Source organism: Actinoplanes xinjiangensis (assembly GCF_003148685.1).
Taxonomy (GTDB): Bacteria; Actinomycetota; Actinomycetes; order Mycobacteriales; family Micromonosporaceae; genus Actinoplanes; species Actinoplanes xinjiangensis.
Map to the genome: position 1 here is coordinate 56,698 of NZ_QGGR01000014.1, position 17,974 is coordinate 74,671.

At 71.6% G+C, this 17,974-nt stretch carries 16 protein-coding genes; 12 read left to right on the forward strand and 4 right to left on the reverse strand.

Features of this window, described 5'->3' with window-relative positions; genetic code table 11:
* The first annotated feature begins 8 nt into the window (after positions 1-8).
* The 3 genes from BC793_RS28410 to BC793_RS28420 are packed head-to-tail and all read left to right on the forward strand — an operon-like array spanning position 9 to position 3,431.
* Positions 9-2,048, forward strand: coding sequence for an NADPH-dependent 2,4-dienoyl-CoA reductase (locus BC793_RS28410; protein ID WP_109598034.1), 2,040 nt, complete (start codon positions 9-11; stop codon positions 2,046-2,048).
* Positions 2,049-2,061: 13 nt separating this feature from the next.
* Complete coding sequence (locus tag BC793_RS28415; RefSeq protein WP_109598041.1) at positions 2,062-2,859, forward strand: crotonase/enoyl-CoA hydratase family protein; 798 nt, start codon at positions 2,062-2,064, stop codon at positions 2,857-2,859.
* Between the two features lie 11 nt (positions 2,860-2,870).
* Positions 2,871-3,431, forward strand: a complete 561-nt coding sequence (locus tag BC793_RS28420; protein ID WP_109598043.1) for a PadR family transcriptional regulator — start codon at positions 2,871-2,873, stop codon at positions 3,429-3,431.
* Here BC793_RS28420 and BC793_RS28425 read toward each other — a convergent pair.
* Positions 3,428-4,192 (reverse strand): CDP-alcohol phosphatidyltransferase family protein, encoded by a 765-nt coding sequence (locus BC793_RS28425; protein WP_109598045.1) that lies wholly within the window; start codon positions 4,190-4,192, stop codon positions 3,428-3,430. The genes BC793_RS28420 and BC793_RS28425 overlap by 4 nt on opposite strands.
* 86 nt (positions 4,193-4,278) lie before the next feature.
* On the opposite strand from BC793_RS28425, the gene BC793_RS28430 reads away from it, so the two are divergent.
* The 5 genes from BC793_RS28430 (at position 4,279) to BC793_RS28455 (ending at position 9,392) form a co-directional block, all read left to right on the forward strand.
* Positions 4,279-5,244, forward strand: coding sequence for a zinc-dependent alcohol dehydrogenase (locus BC793_RS28430; protein ID WP_109598047.1), 966 nt, complete (start codon positions 4,279-4,281; stop codon positions 5,242-5,244).
* Positions 5,245-5,301: 57 nt separating this feature from the next.
* Positions 5,302-5,700 (forward strand): 6-pyruvoyl trahydropterin synthase family protein, encoded by a 399-nt coding sequence (locus tag BC793_RS28435; protein ID WP_106322853.1) that lies wholly within the window; start codon positions 5,302-5,304, stop codon positions 5,698-5,700.
* A 317-nt stretch (positions 5,701-6,017) separates the two neighbouring features.
* Complete coding sequence (locus BC793_RS51635) at positions 6,018-7,145, forward strand: glycosyltransferase family 4 protein (protein ID WP_239169930.1); 1,128 nt, start codon at positions 6,018-6,020, stop codon at positions 7,143-7,145.
* A 168-nt stretch (positions 7,146-7,313) separates the two neighbouring features.
* The gene (locus tag BC793_RS28450) at positions 7,314-8,249 is read left to right on the forward strand and encodes a class I SAM-dependent methyltransferase (RefSeq protein ID WP_109598049.1); all 936 of its coding nucleotides are present in this window, start codon (positions 7,314-7,316) and stop codon (positions 8,247-8,249) included.
* A gap of 51 nt (positions 8,250-8,300) precedes the next feature.
* Positions 8,301-9,392 carry a lysylphosphatidylglycerol synthase transmembrane domain-containing protein gene (locus BC793_RS28455; RefSeq protein ID WP_109598051.1) on the forward strand — a complete coding sequence of 364 codons (1,092 nt, stop codon included), beginning with the start codon at positions 8,301-8,303 and terminating at the stop codon, positions 9,390-9,392.
* A 53-nt stretch (positions 9,393-9,445) separates the two neighbouring features.
* Here the strand turns inward: BC793_RS28455 and BC793_RS28460 are convergent, their stop codons facing one another.
* Positions 9,446-10,138 (reverse strand): RibD family protein, encoded by a 693-nt coding sequence (locus BC793_RS28460; protein WP_109598053.1) that lies wholly within the window; start codon positions 10,136-10,138, stop codon positions 9,446-9,448.
* Between the two features lie 125 nt (positions 10,139-10,263).
* Here BC793_RS28460 and BC793_RS28465 point away from each other — a divergent pair, with 125 nt between their 5' ends.
* From BC793_RS28465 to recQ, 3 genes are read left to right on the forward strand one after another with little or no spacing between them, the layout of a single operon-like run.
* Positions 10,264-10,911, forward strand: a complete 648-nt coding sequence (locus BC793_RS28465) for a GTP cyclohydrolase II (protein ID WP_109598055.1) — start codon at positions 10,264-10,266, stop codon at positions 10,909-10,911.
* A 50-nt stretch (positions 10,912-10,961) separates the two neighbouring features.
* Positions 10,962-12,890, forward strand: coding sequence for a SpoIIE family protein phosphatase (locus BC793_RS28470; protein ID WP_239169931.1), 1,929 nt, complete (start codon positions 10,962-10,964; stop codon positions 12,888-12,890).
* 53 nt (positions 12,891-12,943) lie between these two features.
* Entirely contained in the window at positions 12,944-15,238 is a 2,295-nt protein-coding gene (gene recQ, locus BC793_RS28475) for a DNA helicase RecQ (RefSeq protein WP_373871210.1), read from the forward strand.
* A 320-nt stretch (positions 15,239-15,558) separates the two neighbouring features.
* On the opposite strand, the gene BC793_RS28480 is transcribed toward recQ, so the two are convergent.
* Positions 15,559-16,230, reverse strand: a complete 672-nt coding sequence (locus tag BC793_RS28480; RefSeq protein WP_239169932.1) for a YceI family protein — start codon at positions 16,228-16,230, stop codon at positions 15,559-15,561.
* A 783-nt stretch (positions 16,231-17,013) separates the two neighbouring features.
* On the opposite strand from BC793_RS28480, the gene BC793_RS28485 reads away from it, so the two are divergent.
* The gene (locus tag BC793_RS28485; protein ID WP_109598057.1) at positions 17,014-17,427 is read left to right on the forward strand and encodes a DUF4259 domain-containing protein; all 414 of its coding nucleotides are present in this window, start codon (positions 17,014-17,016) and stop codon (positions 17,425-17,427) included.
* An 85-nt stretch (positions 17,428-17,512) separates the two neighbouring features.
* Here BC793_RS28485 and BC793_RS28490 read toward each other — a convergent pair whose 3' ends face one another.
* On the reverse strand, positions 17,513-17,917 hold the full coding sequence (locus BC793_RS28490) for a VOC family protein (protein WP_109598059.1): 405 nt from the start codon (positions 17,915-17,917) through the stop codon (positions 17,513-17,515).
* Positions 17,918-17,974 lie beyond the last annotated feature (57 nt).

Here is a 17,974-nt window from a genome sequence, read left to right on the forward strand (position 1 = left end):
CAGACGACATGGCCGGTGCTTTCCCGACGTTGCTCAGTCCGCTTGATCTGGGGCACACGACGCTGCGCAACCGCGTCGTCATGGGCTCGATGCACACCAAGCTCGAGGACCGGCGACGGGACCTGCCGAAACTCGCCGCCTTCTTCGCGGAGCGGGCCAAGGGCGGGACCGCCCTGATCGTCACCGGCGGTTACGCGCCGACGTGGCGGGGCTGGCTGCTCCCGTTCGGCAGCCAGATGACGACGACCACCCAGGCGAAGGCACACCGGGTGGTGACCGACGCGGTGCACCGGCACGACGGCAGGATCCTGTTGCAGGTGCTGCATGCCGGACGGTATGCCTACCACCCGTTCAGCACGGCGGCGACCGGGAAGAAGTCGCCGATCACGCCGTTCAAGCCGCGTGCCATGAGCACCCGTGAGGTGGACCGGACGGCGACCGCGTTCGCGAGGGCGGCGGCGCTGGCGAAACGGGCCGGCTACGACGGTGTGGAGATCATGGGCTCCGAGGGCTACCTGATCAACCAGTTCCTGGCGGGGCGTACGAACGACCGTACCGATGCGTGGGGTGGCAGTGCCGCGAAGCGGATGCGTTTCCCGCTGGAGATCGTGCGGCGGACCCGGGACCTGGTCGGCGACGACTTCATCGTGCAGTACCGGATCAGCCTGCTGGATCTCGTCGACGACGCCCAGTCGTGGGAGGAGACCGTCGAGCTGGCGCGTGGCCTCCAGGAACGGGGCGTGTCGATCCTGAACACCGGCATCGGCTGGCACGAGGCCCGGGTGCCGACGATCGTGACGTCGGTGCCGCCGGCCGCGTTCGCCTGGGTGACGGGCAAGCTGCGCCGCGAGGTGGACGTGCCGGTGATCGCGTCGAACCGGATCAACCGGCCGGAGATCGCCGAGCAGATCCTGGCCGCCGGGGACGCCGACCTGGTGTCGATGGCGCGCCCGCTGCTGGCCGACGCCGAGTTCGTGAACAAGGCGGCGAGCGGCCGGGACCGCGAGATCATCACGTGCATCGCGTGCAACCAGGCCTGCCTGGACCATACGTTCAGCAACAAGCGCGCGACCTGCATGCTGAACCCGCGGGCCGGGTACGAGACCGAACTGGTCCTTCTCCCCACCCGTACCCGAAAGAAGATCGCCGTCGTGGGGGCGGGCCCGGCCGGCCTCGCGGCGGCCGTGGAACTCGCCGGCCGCGGCCACGGGGTCGACCTGTTCGAGGCCGCCGACCGGATCGGCGGTCAGTTCACGCTGGCGGCGCGGATCCCCGGCAAGGAGGACTTCGCGCACACGCTGGCCTACTACCGGCACATGATCGAGACGCGCGGGGTCACGCTGCATCTGAACACCCGGGTCACCGCCGACGACCTGACCGATTTCGACGACGTGGTCGTGGCGACCGGGGTGACGCCGCGGGTGCCACCGATCCCGGGCATCGATCATCCGAAGGTGCTGACCTACCAGCAGGTGATCACCTCGGCGCAGGAGAAGGTCGGCGACCGGGTCGCGGTGATCGGGGCGGGCGGGATCGGCTTCGACGTGGCCGAGTTCCTGCTGCACGAACCGGGCGAGAGCACTGCTCACTGGATGGAACGCTGGGGCGTGACCGATCCGGAGCGGCAGCGCGGCGGGCTGGCGACGAAGGTGAAGGCCCCGCCGCGCCGCGAGGTGCACCTGCTGCAGCGCAAGGCGAGCGCCCTCGGCAAGGGGCTCGGCAAGACGACCGGCTGGGTGCACCGGGCGACCCTGCAGGACTCCGGCGTGCAGATGGTGGGCGGCGTCGAGTATGTCCGGGTCGACGACGAGGGCCTGCACATCACCGTGCCGGTGAACCCGAAGGACCCGAAGTCACCACGGGAGGCCCGCGTTCTGGCGGTGGACACCGTGGTCGTCTGCGCCGGTCAGGAATCGGTACGTGACCTGGTCGCGCCGCTCACCGCGCAGGGTGTGGACGTGCACGTGATCGGCGGCGCCGACGTGGCCGCCGAACTCGATGCGAAACGAGCGATCAAACAGGCGACCGAACTCGCCGCCCGGCTGTGAGGAACGAACGCGGATGACCCTGGTGACCACGCGGATCGACGGTGGGATCGCGCACGTGCGCCTGTCCCGGCCGGAGAAGCTGAACGCGCTGACCCTCGACACTCTCACCGAACTGGTCGCCGCGGCCCGCACGCTGCGCCGCGACCGGACGATCCGGGCCGTGGTGATCGCCGGCGACGGGCCGTCGTTCTGCTCCGGCCTGGACATCCCCGGCACGATGAAGAACCCGCGCCGGATCGTCGGTGCTTTCCTCCCGGCGCCGTGGCGGGGCACGAACCTGTTCCAGGAGGCGTGCTGGGCGTGGCGGCGGGTGCCGGTCCCGGTGATCGCGGCCGTGCACGGGCACTGCTTCGGCGGCGGGCTGCAGATCGCGCTCTCCGCCGACTTCCGGTTCGCCACCCCCGACTCGACGTGGTCGGTGCTCGAAGGCAAGTGGGGCATCATCCCGGACATGACCGGCGTCCGCAGCCTCACCGAGGTGGTCGGCCTGGACGTGGCGAAGCGGCTCACCATGACCGCCGAGCAGGTGTCCGGCAGCGAGGCCGCCCGCCTCGGGCTGGTCTCCGAGGTCCACGACGACCCGATCGAGGCGGCGACCGCCTTCGCTCAGCGGCTCTCCACCCGTTCGCCGGATGCGGTGGCCGCCGCGAAGAGGCTGTTCGACGGGGCGGTCACGTCCAGCGCCCGCCGCACGTTCGCCCGCGAGCGGCGTGAGCAACTGCGACTGCTGCTCCTGCGGCGCAACACCAAGATCCTCCAGAGGGCCGCCATGACGAAGACGGTTCCCGAGTTCCGGCCGCGCGGCTCGTAACCTTCAGTACCGTGTCGCTACGCAACGCCGTCCTGGCCGCCCTGATCAACCGCGAGGCCTCCGGATACGAGCTGGCCAAGCAGTTCCACGTGTCGGTCGCCAACTTCTGGACCGCCACGTCGCAGCAGCTCTACCGGGAGCTGGACAAGATGGAGACGGACGGCCTGCTGTCGGCCCGGGTGGTGGCGCAGGAGAAACGGCCCGACAAACGGCTCTTCTCCCTCACCGAGGCCGGCCGGGCGGCCCTCCAGGCCTTCACCCGGCAGGACCCGAAACCGACGACGGTACGCGACGAGCTGCTCGTGCAGATCGAGGCGCTGGCCCACGCCGACGTGGCCAGCGTCCGGTCCTCGATCGAGTCCCGCCTGGAGTCCAGCGCCCGCCGTCTCGACTCCTACGAGCAGCGCCTCGCCGAGATCCTGGGCGGCCGCAGCGAGGACGAGTTCCTGGCCACCGGCAACCGGATCGGCCCCTACCTGACGCTGCAACGGGGCATCATCTTCGAACGCGAGAACCTCACGTGGGGCCGGCTGGCCCTCGCCGTCCTGGCCCGCCGGTTCCCGGAGGTCTAGCCGACCAGCGCGTGCTCCCGGTGCGGGGCGGACCAGCGGCTGCGGGCCGCCGAGCGGATCCGGGAAGCCTGGTGGAGCCAGACGATGTCGCGGCCGAACGACCAGGTCAGCGAGCCCAGCGCGACGGCGAGAGCGACCACGGCCAGCCATCCCGGGAGCAGACCACTGCCGACGACGGCGAGCATGACGCCCTGCTGGGCGGCGACGACCTTGCGGCCGAACCGCGGGGGCAGCGCGGCGTTCAGCCAGGGCAGCGCCCACGAGGCGGCGACGAACACGTAGCGGAAGGCGCCGATCGCGAGAGCCCACCAGCCGTACTGGGTGGCGGCGAAGATGCTCAGCACCAGGATCAGGAACGCGTCGACCTCCATGTCGAAACGCGCGCCGAGCGTGGTGGTGGTGCCGGTACGGCGGGCTACCTGGCCGTCGACGCCGTCCATCGCGAGAGCGACCGCGGCGATGGCGACCAGCAGAAGCGCCGGAGCACCGGGGGTGAAGACCATGGCGGTGACCCCGCCGGTGAGGATCGCCCGGCCGAACGTGACCGCATTCGCCCACCCGAGCCGGTTCATCGCGGCACGCTGTAGGGCGAAGCTCAGCAGACCGCACAGGACGGCCCCGTACGCCACCCCGGCCAGCCAGCCCCACGTGCTCAGACCGACCGACACGGCGAGCACACCGAGTAGGAGGAGCTGGGCGGCGAACCCGGCCAGCGGAGTCCGGTACGGACTCGTCGTGGTCGTGGCGGTACTGAAGGTCACCGTTCCTCCTGGGCATAGGGTTTAGCGGCTGTCCCCGATCAACACGCTCTCCGGGGACTTTCGGTTCACCGACGGAAGGGAACACTTTGACGGCGCTTGCGTTCTGGTTGACTTGCCCGGGAACCGGCGAGATACGCCCCGTGGAGGTGCCGGATCCCGGTTCCGGTGAGGTGAGAGTGCGCACTCTGCACACCGGTGTGAGCCGCGGCACCGAGACGCTGGTGTTCCAGGGCCGCGTCCCGGAGAACCAGTGGGCGGCGATGCGCGCCCCCTTCCAGGATGGCGACTTCCCGGCCCCGGTGAAGTACGGCTACCTGAACGTGGGCGTCGTCGAGGCGGGCGTACCGGAGCTGGTCGGAAAGACGGTCTTCTGTCTCTACCCGCATCAGACCGCCTACGTGGTGCCGGCCGACGCGGTCACGGTGATCCCGGAAGACGTCCCGGCCGCCCGTGCGGTGCTGGCCGGCACGGTGGAGACCGCGGTGAACGCGGTCTGGGACGCCGCCCCGCAGATCGGCGACCGGATCACGGTGGTCGGCGGCGGCATGGTCGGCGCCTCGGTCGCGGCCGTCCTGGCCGGTCTGCCCGCCACGGACGTCGAGCTGATCGACATCGACCAGAGCCGTGCGGCGACCGCGGAGCGGCTGAACGTCGCCTTCGCGCACCCGGACGCCGCCCGTACCGGCCGTGACCTGGTCATCCACGCCAGCGCCACCGAAGCCGGCCTGGACCGGGGCCTGGAACTTCTGCGTACCGAGGGCACGCTCGTCGAGTTGAGCTGGTTCGGCGACCGGCGGATCACCGTGCCGCTGGGGGAGAACTTCCACAGCCGCCGCCTGACGATCCGCAGCAGCCAGGTCGGCGGCATCTCCCCCACCCGGCACCGCGATTACGCCGAACGCCTGCAGGTCGCCCTCGACCTGCTCAAGGACCCCCGGTTCGACGCGCTGATCACCGGGCACAGCGCCTTCGACGACCTCCCGCGGGTGCTGCCGCAACTCGCCGACGGCACGCTCCAGGCGCTGTGTCACGTCATCGATCACCCGATTTGATCTTTCCGGATCGGGTACCCGTATAACCGCACCGAACCACACCTGAGGAGTAGCCCCTTGTTCAGCGTCACCGTCCGCGACCACATCATGATCGCGCACAGCTTCAGCGGCGAGGTCTTCGGACCGGCGCAGCGCCTGCACGGCGCCACCTTCGTGGTGGATGCGACGTTCCGCCGCCCCGAGCTGGACGACGACAACATCGTGGTCGACATCGGCCGGGCGAGCGAGCAGTTGCACACCATCTGCTCCGGGCTCTCCTACCGCAACCTCGACGACGACCCGGAGTTCAGCGGCGTCAACACCTCCACCGAATTCCTGGCCAAGGTCATCGCCGACCGCCTCGCCGTCCGCGCGCAGGCCGGCGAACTCGGCCCCGGCGCCACCGGCCTGACCGGCCTCTCCGTCACCCTCCACGAGTCACACATCGCCTGGGCGACCTACGAGCGCGACCTGTGATTCTCCCGCTGTTCGCGGTGCTGCCGGCGTCGGTCGACGACCCGGCGGCACCCAGCGGCGGCAATCGCTACGACCGCGAGGTCCTCCGGCACCTGCAGCGACCCGGTGATCCCTCGCACCACCTCCGGCCGCCAGACGTTTCCGGTGGTCCTTCTCCCGACCTCCGGCCGCCAGACGTTTCCGGTGTTCCCTCTCCCGATCTCCGGCCGCCAGACGTTTCCGGTGGTCCTTCTTCGGGAGACCCCGCGGAGATACGGCCACTCCTCCCCGCCGCGCGCAAGAGGCAGGCCGGTGCCCTCACGAACGGCGAAGGCCCCGTGTTCGACGTGCGCGAGCACCTGCTCGACGGAAGCTGGCCGCGGCCCGCCGAACCCGACCGCCAGGCGCTGGCCGCCCTGCTCAGCGCCATCCCCGCCGGCTCGCTGGTACTGATCGACGGCCTGGTCGCCTGTGGCGTCCCCGACCTGCTCGAGCCGCACGCCACCCGCCTGCGCCTCGCCGTCCTGGTCCACCTGCCGCTCAGTGACGAGACCGGCCTCACCGACCGTGACGCCGCCGACCTGCGCGCTCTCGAAGCCCACGCCCTCAAACTGGCCACTGCGGTGATCGCCACCAGCGAGCCGGCCGCCCGCCGGGTGGAGGAACTGCACGGACTCACCGGCGTTCACGCGGTCGCACCGGGCGTGGACCCGGCCCCGCTCGCCGAACCCTCCCCCGGCGGTCACCGCCTGCTCAACGTGGCCTCACTGACCCCGCGCAAGGGCCAGGATCTCCTGCTCTCCGCCCTGCGGCAGCTGCCCGACCTGCCCTGGACCTGCACCATCGCGGGCGGCGGCCGGGTACCCACCCTCGCCGTTCCGCCCCCGGCAACGCTGACCCTCACCACGACCGGCGCTCTGGCCCCCACCTGGGAGATCCACCGCGGTCCCGGACCGGGCGGGCACATCGCCCGGCTCGCGGACACCCCGGACGCGAAGGCGCCGCACGAGAACGACGTGCCCGGTGCACAGGCGCTGGACGGGGGCAACCCGCTCGGCGCACAGACGCTGGACGAGCACACCGTCCGGTTCGTCGGGGCGCTGGGCGGGGCGGCGCTCGACGAGGCGTACGCGAGCGCTGATCTCTTCGTGTTGCCGTCCCGGGCCGAGACGTACGGCATGGTGGTGACGGAGGCTCTGGCCCGCGGCCTGCCGGTGGTGGCCGCGGACGTCGGCGGGGTGCCGGAGGCGCTCGGCGCCGCGCCCGGCGGCGGGCTGCCCGGAAGGCTGATCCCGCCGGACGACCAGGACGCCCTGGCGGCCGCCCTGCGCGACTGGCTCACCGACGGTGAGCTGCGAGAACAGTGGCGGGCGCACGCCCGCGCACGCCGCGCGACGCTGACCGGCTGGGCCGAGACCGCCCGCCGTCTGACGCAAGTGCTGACCGGCATCCGCCCGCCGGTGTGACGACGATGCCGGCGAAACGAATACGGCGGTAGGGAACGATGCCGGCAACGACCATGCCGGCGAGAAGACGATGGGGCCGGTGGCGACGCCGGAGAGAAGACGCTGTGGGCCGGCCGCGATGCCGGTGGGAAGACGATGCGGCGGGAATGACGACGCCGAGGAGGACACATGACCGAAGTGCACGGCAAGATCGAGAACGAGACGCCTCCGGTGGGTGGCACCGGCCGGACCGGTGGGCCGTTGCCCGGCGCCGGGCCCCGGGTCGGGCCGTTCAGCGAGACCGGGCCGTCCGGCCATACCGAGGCACACGGCGCTGACGGCGCCACCATCAGCGACGATGACACCGGCGAGTTCAGTGCCGCCTGGCTGTCGCTGCGGGAACCCGCCGACGCCGCCGCCCGGGCGCTCGACCTGGTGGATCTGCTGCCGGGGACGGTACGGACCGTGCGCGACCTGGGCTGCGGGACCGGATCGCTGGGCCGGTGGCTGTCGCCGCGGCTGGGCTCCGGACAGCACTGGATCATGACGGACCGGGATCCGGCGCTGCTGCTGCGCGCCGCCGCGGGCATGCCGGACGGGGTGACCGTCAGCACCCAGTGCCTCGACGTCGCCGACCTCACGCCCGCCGATCTGGCCGGCACCGATCTGGTGACCTGTTCGGCACTGCTGGACCTGCTGACCGCCGAGGAGGTGGCCCGGCTCGCCGGTGTGTGCGCGGAGGCCCGCGTGTCGGTGCTGTTCACCCTTTCGGTGACCGGTGAGGTGCAGCTGGCCCCGCAGGACCCACTGGACGCCGAGGTCGTGGCCGCGTTCAACGCCCACCAGCGGCGGGTGATCGACGGTCGGCGGCTGCTCGGCCCGGATGCCCCGGACGTCGCGGCGGAGGCGTTCACGAAGGTGGGAGCGGCCGTCACGGTCCGTCCGAGCCCCTGGCGGCTCGGTCCGGCGCTGCCGGCGCTGACCGGCGAATGGCTGCGCGGTTGGGTCGGTGCGGCCGCCGAAGAGCGCCCTGACCTGCCCGTCGGCGAGTATCTGGACCGGCGTCTGGCGGCTCTTCCGCATGCTTCCGTAGGTCACAAGGATGTTTTAGCGATCTTCGAGTGAACCCTGGGCCCTCGACCGGGCGTACTAGTCCTCGAAAGCTACGAGGGGACGATGGACGTGAACCGATCGATCTGGGCCTGGCTGCGCCTGATGGGTGGCGCCGGCATTCTGGCTCTGGTGATGTGGCGGCTCGGTACCGGAGCGTTCCTGGACGGGCTGCGGGTTCTCGACGCGGGTGCGCTGCTGGCGGCGCTGGGGATCGGTGCCGCCACCACGCTGCTCAGCGCATGGCGGTGGTGCCTGGTGGCCCGCGGCCTCGGGATGCGGCTGACGCTGAAGGACGCGACCGCCGACTACTACCAGGCGCTGTTCCTCAACGCCGCGCTGCCGGGCGGGATCCTCGGCGACGTCGGCCGGGCGGTGCGCCACGGCAAGGGTGAGGGCGACCTGGGCCGCGGCGTGCGGGCGGTGGTCCTGGAGCGCACGGCGGGACAGATCGTGCTGCTCCTGGTGGGTGTGGCGGTGCTCGTCTCCGTACCCTCGCCGGTCTTTGATCTCCTCGCCGCGCACGGGCCGCTGGCCGCCGCGGTCGCCGGTGGGATCGCGACGGCCGGCGTTCTGATCTTCTTCGGTCTCCGCCGGCTGCGGGCCGGGCGTTCGAAGGCCGCCGGCGCGGCCCGGACCGGGATGAGCGAGATCCGCGCGGGTCTGCTGTCGCGGCGCAACGGGCCCGGCGTGCTGCTGGCGTCGGCGGCGGTGCTGGCCGGGCATCTGGCGACGTTCATGGTGGCGGCGCGGGCCGCGGGCAGCGCCGCGTCGCTGGTGGAGCTGGCGCCGCTGCTGCTGCTCGCGCTGATCGCGATGGGCCTGCCGGTGAACATCGGCGGCTGGGGACCCCGCGAAGGGGTGATGGCCTGGGCGTTCGGCGCGGCCGGCCTGAGCGCGGCGCAGGGTCTGACGATCGCGGTGGCCTACGGCATCCTGGCCTTCGTGGCGGCCGCTCCCGGCGCCGCGGTGCTGGTGGCCCGGCTGGTGGCGCGCCGCGTCGAGCAGACGGCCCCGCAGCCGCGGCCGGCGCAGAACCCGGCACCGGCGATGGCCGCGGTCCCGGTGGTCGTGCCGGTTCCGGTCACCCGGACGATTCCCGCGATGGTACGCGTGGGCGCACGGCAGCCCGCCTACTCCGGTGGTGTCACGGCTTGACCGCAGCGTCAGGAGTCACCGGGCCGGCCCGCACCTCAGGGCCGGCCCGCCGCTCAACCGTCCCCGAACCGCTCGGACAGCGCGTACCGCAGCAGCACGACGTCGCCGAGCCGGCGGACCTCGGCCAGCCGGGCCCGGTTGTCGGGGCCCCACGGGAACACGCCGTCGTGGACGAACCGCGGCGCCCGCGAGTCACCGACGAAGAACGGCGCCACCACCAGCTGCAACTCGTCGGCGAGACCGGCCGTCAGGAACTGGGTGTGCATGTGACCGCCGCCCTCCACCATGAGCCGGCGCACTCCGCGGTCGCCCAGGTCACCGGCGACCACCCGGACGTCCACCGGGTCGCCGCCGGCGATGACGGTGGCGTGGTCGCCGAGAAGCTTCCGTGCGTCGTCCACCGTCGACGTGGCACAGTAGACCAACTTGTCGGCCGCGCCCGTGGTGAAGAACGACGCCTCCGGGTCGAGCCGGCAGCTGCTGGTCACGGTGACCTTCACCGGGTCGGGATCCTCTCCGCGGGCCACCCGGTCGGCGCGGCGGGCCGCGGAACGCACCAGCAGGCGGGGATTGTCCTGGCGGATCGTCCCGGCACCGACCAGGATCGCGTCACACCCCGCACGCACCGCGTCGACCCGATCGAAATCGGCGTCGTTGGAGAGGAGCAGCCGCTCCTCGGTGGCATCGTCGAGATAACCGTCGATGGACATGCCACAACTCAGCAAGATGTAAGGACGCTCAGCCACCGATGACGCCTCCAGGTATCGGCCCTCACCATAATCCCCGTGTGCGGGAACCGAACTCTGGGCAGAGGATCACCGGCGCGCCGAGTTCGGCGGGAACCACACGAGGAGGACCGATGTTCGAAGCCATGACCGTTACCAAGGCCAGCATCCGGCGGCAGGTGACTGTGCCGCTGCGGTTCCCCGACGGCTACGCCACCACCGCCCGGGTGATGACCTTCGACGGCCTGGCCGACGGCAAGGAGCATCTCGCGCTCGGCCTCGGCGACTGGCAACGGGCGCTCACCAAGTCCGCGGCCGGCGGGCGGGCCCCCCTGGTCCGGCCGCACAGTGAGTGCCTGACCGGCGACGTGTTCGGCAGTCAGCGCTGCGACTGCGGTCCACAGTTGCGCGAGGCGGTGGAGCGGATCGCCGAACAGGGCGGTTTCCTGCTCTACCTGCGCCAGGAGGGCCGCGGCATCGGGCTGTACGCGAAACTCGACGCCTACGCGCTGCAGGACGACGGCCTCGACACGTACGAGGCGAACGTGGCTCTGGGCCGCGGCGAGGACGAGCGGGACTACACCGCGGCCGCGCAGATGCTGCTCGGGCTGGGTGCGACCCGGATCCGGCTGCTCTCCAACAACCCGGACAAGGCCGGCCAGCTCGCCGACCTCGGCATCGACGTGACGCAGCAGATCCCGACCGGCGTGCACCTGTCGGCGGCCAACGTCCGCTACCTCAGCGTGAAGGCCTCGCACACCGCCCACACCATTGATCTGCCCCTGGCCGAGTGACGTTCGGCGCCAACGGTCGGTAGGTCCGGCACGATGGCAGGGTGACGGGCGTGGACATTCCGGAGGCGGGCGACCGGGCGGCGATGATCGCCGCGGTCGACCAGTTGCCGTTCATCGTCATCGTGTCCGAAGGGCCGGACCTTCGGGTGGTCGGCGGCAACGCGGCGACCCGGGCGGTCCTGCCCGGCCGGGAGCTGGTCGGCCGGACCATCCGCGAGGTCCTCAGCGACCTGTCCGGGCAGCAGTTCCTGGACGCGTTCTACGAGGTCTACCGGACCGGGGAGACGATCAGCGGCAAGCAGTGGCGGGTCCACCTGGACCAGCCGGACGGTTCCGTCGGCGAGATGTTCGCGACGTTCGCGCTGGTCCCGTGGCGGTACGCGGACGGCACCATGCGCGGCGTGATCGGGGCCGCCTTCGACGTCACCGAACTGACCCGGGAACGGCAGGCCGCCGAGGCCGAGGCGGACCGGCAGCGCCGTCGGTACGAGCAGACCCGGGACGTGATCGACGCCCTCCAGCGGGAGCTGCTGCCGGCCGGCCTGCCGGTGCTGCCCGGCCTCCAGGTGGCGGCCGCCTACCTGCTCGCCGACGCCGGCACCCGGGCCGGCGGCGACTGGTTCGACGCGGTCACCACCCCGGACGGGCGGATCGCCCTGGTCACCGGGGACGTCGTCGGGCACGGGGTGACCGCGTCCGGAGTGATGGGGCAGCTGCGGGCGGTCCTCCAGGAACGGCTCGACGCGGGAGCCGGCATCACCGAGGCGCTCGCCGCTGCGGACCGGCTCGCCGGGCGGGTGCGTGCGGCGTACGCGGCCACGGTCAGCCTGGTCGTTCTCGACCCGGGCAGCGGGGAGCTGTCGTACTGCACCGCCGGGCATCCGGCGCCGCTGCTCATCCCGGCGAATGGACCGGCCCGCTACCTGGTCGGCACCCGGGGCACCCCGCTCGGCACCGGCGGTTCCTTCCCGGTCCGCACCGAACGGCTCGGGCCCGGGGAGACGCTGCTGCTCTACACCGACGGGGTCCTCGAACGGCCGGGCGCCGCGAGCGATCCGGACGCCGAACTCGCCCACGTGGCCACCGACGCGGCGGCCGGGCGGGCCCTGCACGATCCGTCGGCCACCGCGGCGGAACGGGTCTGCACCCAGACGCTGGAGTTGCTGGTCCGCTCCGGTGGGCACGCCGACGACATCACCCTGCTGGCGGCTCAGCGCGTTCCGGCCGTACCCGAGCTGGCGGTGACTCTTGCGGCGCGGCCGCAGGCGCTGGGGGGCTCGCGCCGGGACATCGCCGCCTGGCTGGCCGCCGTGGGCGCGTCCGGCGAGGACGTCTTCGTGCTCCAGCATGCGCTCGGGGAGCTGTCCACCAACGCGATCGAGCACGCGGCCGGCGGCGACTCCGTCGAGATCCACGCCCGGCTGCTGGCGTCCGGGCTGGTCGAGGCGACCGTCACCGATCATGGCGGGTGGCGGGTGCCGGAGCGGCAGCCGACCCGCGGGCGCGGGCTGGCGCTCACCGCCCAACTGGTGCAGAGCCTGCGGGTGGATCCGGGCGTGGACGGGACGGTCGCCACCGTGCGGCATCCGCTGCTGCGCCCGGCACGTCTGCTGACCAGCGTCGACTCGCTTGTCGAGGCGGCCCCTGCCGCGACCGCCACCGGCCTCGCAACCGCCCTCGCGATCACCGAGCTTCCCGGGGGCGACGAGGCGCGGGTCCGGATCGACGGTCCGATCGACGCCTCAACCGCGATGGAGGTACGCGCGGAGCTGTTCCGCCGCAGTCGCGGCGGCACCGTGCCGATGACCGTCGACCTGTCCGGGGTGAGCCTGCTGGCCAGCGCCGGGGTGTCGGTGCTGCACGAGATCACCGCCCAGCACCTGACCGAGAAGGTGCCGCTGACACTGCTGTGCCACCCGGGCGGGCCGGCCCGGCGCATCCTCGACCTGGTCGGGCTGCGGTCGTCCACAGGCCTTTAGTTCATCCACAGGGCGTACGCCGGTCGTCCGTTCGGCTCTCTAGACTTCGCGGGGTGACTGAGGCCCCTCTGCTCTCCGTGTCCAGTGCCACCGACGCTCTCAACCGTGTGTTCGGCTACCCATCGTTCCGTGGGGAGCAGGGCGACATCGTCGAGCACGTGATCGGCGGTGGTGACGCGCTGGTGCTGATGCCGACCGGTGCCGGCAAGTCGCTGTGCTACCAGATCCCGGCGCTGGTCCGTCCCGGCACCGGCGTGGTGATCTCCCCGCTCATCGCGCTCATGCAGGACCAGGTCGACGCCTTGCGTACCCTCGGCGTGCGGGCCGACTTCATCAACTCCTCGCAGGACCTCGACGAGCGCCGCCTGGTCGAGGCCGAGTTCGTCGCCGGCGAGCTCGACCTGCTCTACGTCGCCCCCGAGGGCCTCGGCACCGCCGCCGTCCAGCGGCTGCTCGACCGGGGCAGGATCTCGCTGTTCGCCATCGACGAGGCACACTGTGTGTCGCAGTGGGGGCACGACTTCCGGCCCGACTATCTCGCCCTGTCGATGCTGCACGAGCGCTGGCCCGACGTGCCCCGGATCGCGCTGACCGCCACCGCCACCCCGGCCACCCGCGACGAGATCGCCACCCGGCTCCAGCTCACCGAGGCACGGCACTTCACCGCCAGCTTCGACCGGCCCAACATCCAGTACCGGATCGTCGGGAAGAACAACCCGGCCCGCCAGCTGCTCGACCTGCTGCGCACCGAGCACGCCGGCGACTCCGGGATCGTCTACTGCCTGTCCCGGGCGTCGGTGGAGAAACACGCCGAGTTCCTCTCCCAGAACGGGATTCCGGCTCTGCCGTACCACGCGGGGCTCGACGCCCGGACGCGCGCCGCCAACCAGAGCCGCTTCCTCCGTGAGGACGGGCTGGTCATGGTCGCGACCATCGCCTTCGGCATGGGCATCGACAAGCCTGACGTACGGTTCGTGGCCCACCTGGACCTGCCGAAATCCCTCGAGGGGTATTACCAGGAGACCGGGCGCGCCGGGCGGGACGGGCTGCCGTCGACCGCCTGGCTGGCGTACGGGTTGCAGGACGTCATGCAGCAGCGGCGCATGATCGAGGGCTCGGACGGTGACGCCGCGTACCGGCGCAACGCCGCCCGCCACCTCGACGCCATGCTGGCCCTGTGTGAGAGCGTCACCTGCCGGCGCGCCCAGATCCTCCAGTATTTCGGGCAGACCGCCCCCGACACCTGCGGCAACTGCGACAGCTGCCTCACCCCGCCGGAGTCCTGGGACGGCACGGTCCCCGCCCAGAAGCTGCTGTCCACCGTGTTCCGCCTGCACAAGGAACGCAACCAGCGATTCGGGGCACAGCAGTCCATCGACATCCTGCTCGGCAAACGCACCGACAAGGTCAGCCGGTTCCGGCACGACGAGCTGTCCGTCTTCGGGATCGGCAGCGACCTCAGCGAGACCGAGTGGCGCAACGTGGTCCGGCAGCTGCTCGCCGGCGACTTCCTCGCCGTCGAACCCAACCATCAGACGCTGGCGCTGACCGCCCGCAGCGGTGAGGTGCTGCGCGGGGAGCGGAAACTGCTGATGCGCCGCGAGGTGGCCACGCCGCGCAGCTCTCGCAGCGGGTCCCGCGGGTCCGGCTCCGGTTCCGCGGGCTCGTCCGGGACCAAGGGGGCCGCGCCCGTCGAGCTCTCGGGCGAGGCGGCGGCGCTCTTCGAGCGCCTGCGGAACTGGCGTGGCGCCACCGCCAAGGAGCAGGGCGTTCCCGCCTACGTGATCTTCCACGACGCGACGCTGCGGGCCATCGCCGCACTCGCGCCGGCGACACTGGCCCAATTGGGTACGGTCAGCGGCGTCGGCCAGAGCAAACTGACGAAATTCGGCGACGCCGTCCTGGCGACAGTCCGCGGCGAGGAACCCGCCGGTCAGTCCCCCGAGGTCTCCTCGGAGGAGCCGTCGGCGGGTCCGCCGGTCGCACCCACGGCTGCCGCCGGTTTCTCGGCCGACGTCCCGGCGTCGCTGTTCCCCTCCGCCTCGGAGCCCGGTGCCGCGCCTTCGTCCACGTCCCGGAGCGCGTCGCCGCCGCAATCCACGCCCCGGTCGTCGCCGTCCCGGCCGTCGGAGTCCCGGCCGTCGGAGTCCCGGCCGTCCACGTCCCGGCTGTCCGCGTCCCGGCCGTCCGCGTCCCGGCCGTCCGCGTCCCGGCCGTCCGCGTCCCGGTCCTCGGCTTCGGGGCCCTCCCGTCCCGGGTGGTCCGGGCCCGCGGCGTCCGATGACCCGGACCTTCCGCCCCTCCCGCCGGAGCCGGACGAGGACTACGACCCCTACTACGAAGGCTGATCCGGCGGTGCCGGCCGGCCGGCCGGCACCGCCGCTGCGGTTCACCCTGCCGCTACCCCGGTCGGGCGGGCCATCGCAAGGGCTCGTCCAGCACCGCCGCCCGGACTCGTCCAACACCGCCACCGCGGTTCGTCCCGCGCCGCCACCCTGGGCCTGGTCGGTATCCTGGGCCTGGTCGGCATCCTGGGCTGGTCGGCGCCCCGGGCTTGGCCGGCACCGCCACGCCGGTCGGGCCGGGTGACCCCACCTCGCCTCGGCCGGCACCGCCATCCCGGCTGCACCCGCCGAACACCGGCGGGCGGCGGACGGCGGACGGTTCGTCAGGCGTTGCGGATGGCTTCGCCGGCCAGTTCGATGCGGATCTTCTTGCCTACGAGGACGCCGCCGGACTCCAGGGCCACGTTCCAGAGGAGGCCGTAGTCCTCACGGTCGAGTTCGGCGGTGGCGCTGAAGCCGAAGATCTCCCGGCCGTAGGGGTCACGGCGGGCACCACCGAACTCCATGTGCATGTCGATCGGCCGGGTCACGGCCTTGACCGTCAGGTAGCCCTGGATCACGAAACGGCCCGAGGCGCGGGTGGCCGCGGCCGGCAGGTCGGCGACGGTCCCCCGTCGGCCCAGCGGATTGTTGCGCAGCCTCGCCCAGTTGAAGATCGGGTCGCTGTCGGCCTCCCAGGCGATACCGGTACTGCGGTACTCGATCGTCGGGTAACGCGCGACGTTCAGGAAGTCCGGACTGGACAGGTGCGCGTCCCGTTCCGGGTTGTGGGTGTTGATGCTGTCCGTACGAATCGAGGCACTGATCGATGAGCGCAGTGGATCGGTGGCCACCACGATCGTCGCCGTACCCCGCGCGAATTCCCCCCGAATCGGACTGACCATCATGTGCTGCGCCACGAAACCTATTCGTTTATGCGCCTCGTCCAGTGTGTAAACGCCTGGATCCGGAATGACCAGGCCGTTCCAGTCGCGAACCGGCCGTTCGACCGTCACGTAGCTCTCCCCCTCGGCAGCACCGCGCCGCACGACGGCGCACGAGCCCCCCGGCCCGCCTGATGCTGAATTCGCGAGGATTCTATGCACCACAATATTCAGACAGTTAACCCCCCGATTGCATTACGTGGTGACCGCCACACTGGATCGACCCACCTCAGATCGGCCGTTGCCTGACAAAGTGGTGCGCATTTTCCACCACCAAAACATGAACAGCGAAACATTTCCGGACGATCCAGCAGTGTCTGCGGAGCGTGTCGGAAGGACGACACGGAGCGTGAGCACTGCCACGGTGGACACAGAGCGTGACCCGCCTGCCAGGCCGGTGGCCGACCTCACCCGTTGGTGAACCGTCCAAGGACGTCCCCATCCGCGGGCAACCCACGACCGACGATCCACGACCGTCCGGTGGCCCGGTCGCGCCGCCGACGAGGCTCCCGGACGACGACCGGGCGGGCCACGACTGACCAACTGGCTGGCCAGAGGTCGGACCGAGTAGCCAGCGAGGCCCGTGCGCGGAACGGCTGAGGACAGACCTGGCCAGCGAGGGCCAGCTCGCGGGTCGCTGAGGACAGACCAGGCCAGCCCAGGGCCGGCTCGCGGTCGCTGAGGACAGACCACGAGCCGGCGAGGCCCGTTCGCGGACCGGCGGAGACAAACCACGGTCAGCGGAGGGCCGGCTCGCGGAACGGGTGAGGACGGACCAGGGCCCGGCGGAGGGCCGGCTCGCGGAACGACTTAAGGTCGACCGAGCGATGACGATGATCGACCGGAGGAAACGCAATGGGCACGTGGGACTTCGGGCCGTTCGACAACGATGACGCTGCCGACTGGAGTGGCGACCTTCAGGACACGGATCCGGCCCGGCGTGCCGTCCTCATCCGGGAGACGCTCGACGAAGTGCTGCACGAGGACGAGTACCTGGAGGCTGACGTCGCCAACCAGGCCATCGCGGCGGCGGCCGTGATCGCCTCGCAACTGCCCGGCGGTACGCCGCTGACGACCGCCTACGCCCCGGACTTCCTGACCGCCGGCGAGACTCTCGACCTGCCGGACGACCTGCCCGCACTGGCCCTGCGCGCGCTGGACCGGATCGCCGGCGACGACTCCGAGTGGAGCGAACTGTGGGAAGACGGCCTCCCCAAGGCCCTCGCCGCCCTGCGCCCCGTCCGCGAGGCACTGGAGTCCGCGGTCTGACCGCCGCCGCGACCGGAACCACCGGGACATGCGCGGGGCCACCGCAGCCTGAGTGGCCACCGCCCGCGCCCCGGCACCCCGGACGTCACTGGGTGATGTTGACCATCCATGGGATGCCGAACCGGTCGACCAACTGGCCGAACTCGTCACCCCACATCTGCTTCTCCAGAGGCACCCGGACCTGGCCGCCGACCGACAGCTTCTCCCAGGCGCTGCGCAGCGTGTCACCGTCGGGGCCGCTCAGGCTGACCGTGATGCTCTCGCCGGGCTTGTACTCCATGCCGGGCGGGCAGTCGGACGCCATCAGCGTGTAGCCCTGCGGTGTCTCCAGCTGCGCGTGCATGATCAGGTCGGCCGATGCCGGGTCGGGTGCCCCGAACTCACCGAACGTGTTGACCTTCAGCTCGCCGCCGAAAACCGAGTGATAGAACTCGATGGCCTCGCGCGCTTTGCCGTCGAACGTCAGATACGGGTTGAGCGTGGACGTCATGGGTCGCTCCATCGTCGTCGTTGACACGGTTCCTCGGACGTTAGACCCGGCCTACGA

What these genes read in the sequence shown, in the direction of transcription:
- BC793_RS28490 (WP_109598059.1), bottom strand. Translation starts at nt 17,917, where the DNA reads ATGACGTCCACGCTCAACCCGTATCTGACGTTCGACGGCAAAGCGCGC.
- BC793_RS28450 (WP_109598049.1), top strand. Translation starts at nt 7,314, where the DNA reads ATGACCGAAGTGCACGGCAAGATCGAGAACGAGACGCCTCCGGTGGGT.
- BC793_RS28455 (WP_109598051.1), top strand. Translation starts at nt 8,301, where the DNA reads ATGGACGTGAACCGATCGATCTGGGCCTGGCTGCGCCTGATGGGTGGC.
- BC793_RS28485 (WP_109598057.1), top strand. Translation starts at nt 17,014, where the DNA reads ATGGGCACGTGGGACTTCGGGCCGTTCGACAACGATGACGCTGCCGAC.
- BC793_RS28415 (WP_109598041.1), top strand. Translation starts at nt 2,062, where the DNA reads ATGACCCTGGTGACCACGCGGATCGACGGTGGGATCGCGCACGTGCGC.
- BC793_RS28465 (WP_109598055.1), top strand. Translation starts at nt 10,264, where the DNA reads ATGACCGTTACCAAGGCCAGCATCCGGCGGCAGGTGACTGTGCCGCTG.
- BC793_RS28410 (WP_109598034.1), top strand. Translation starts at nt 9, where the DNA reads ATGGCCGGTGCTTTCCCGACGTTGCTCAGTCCGCTTGATCTGGGGCAC.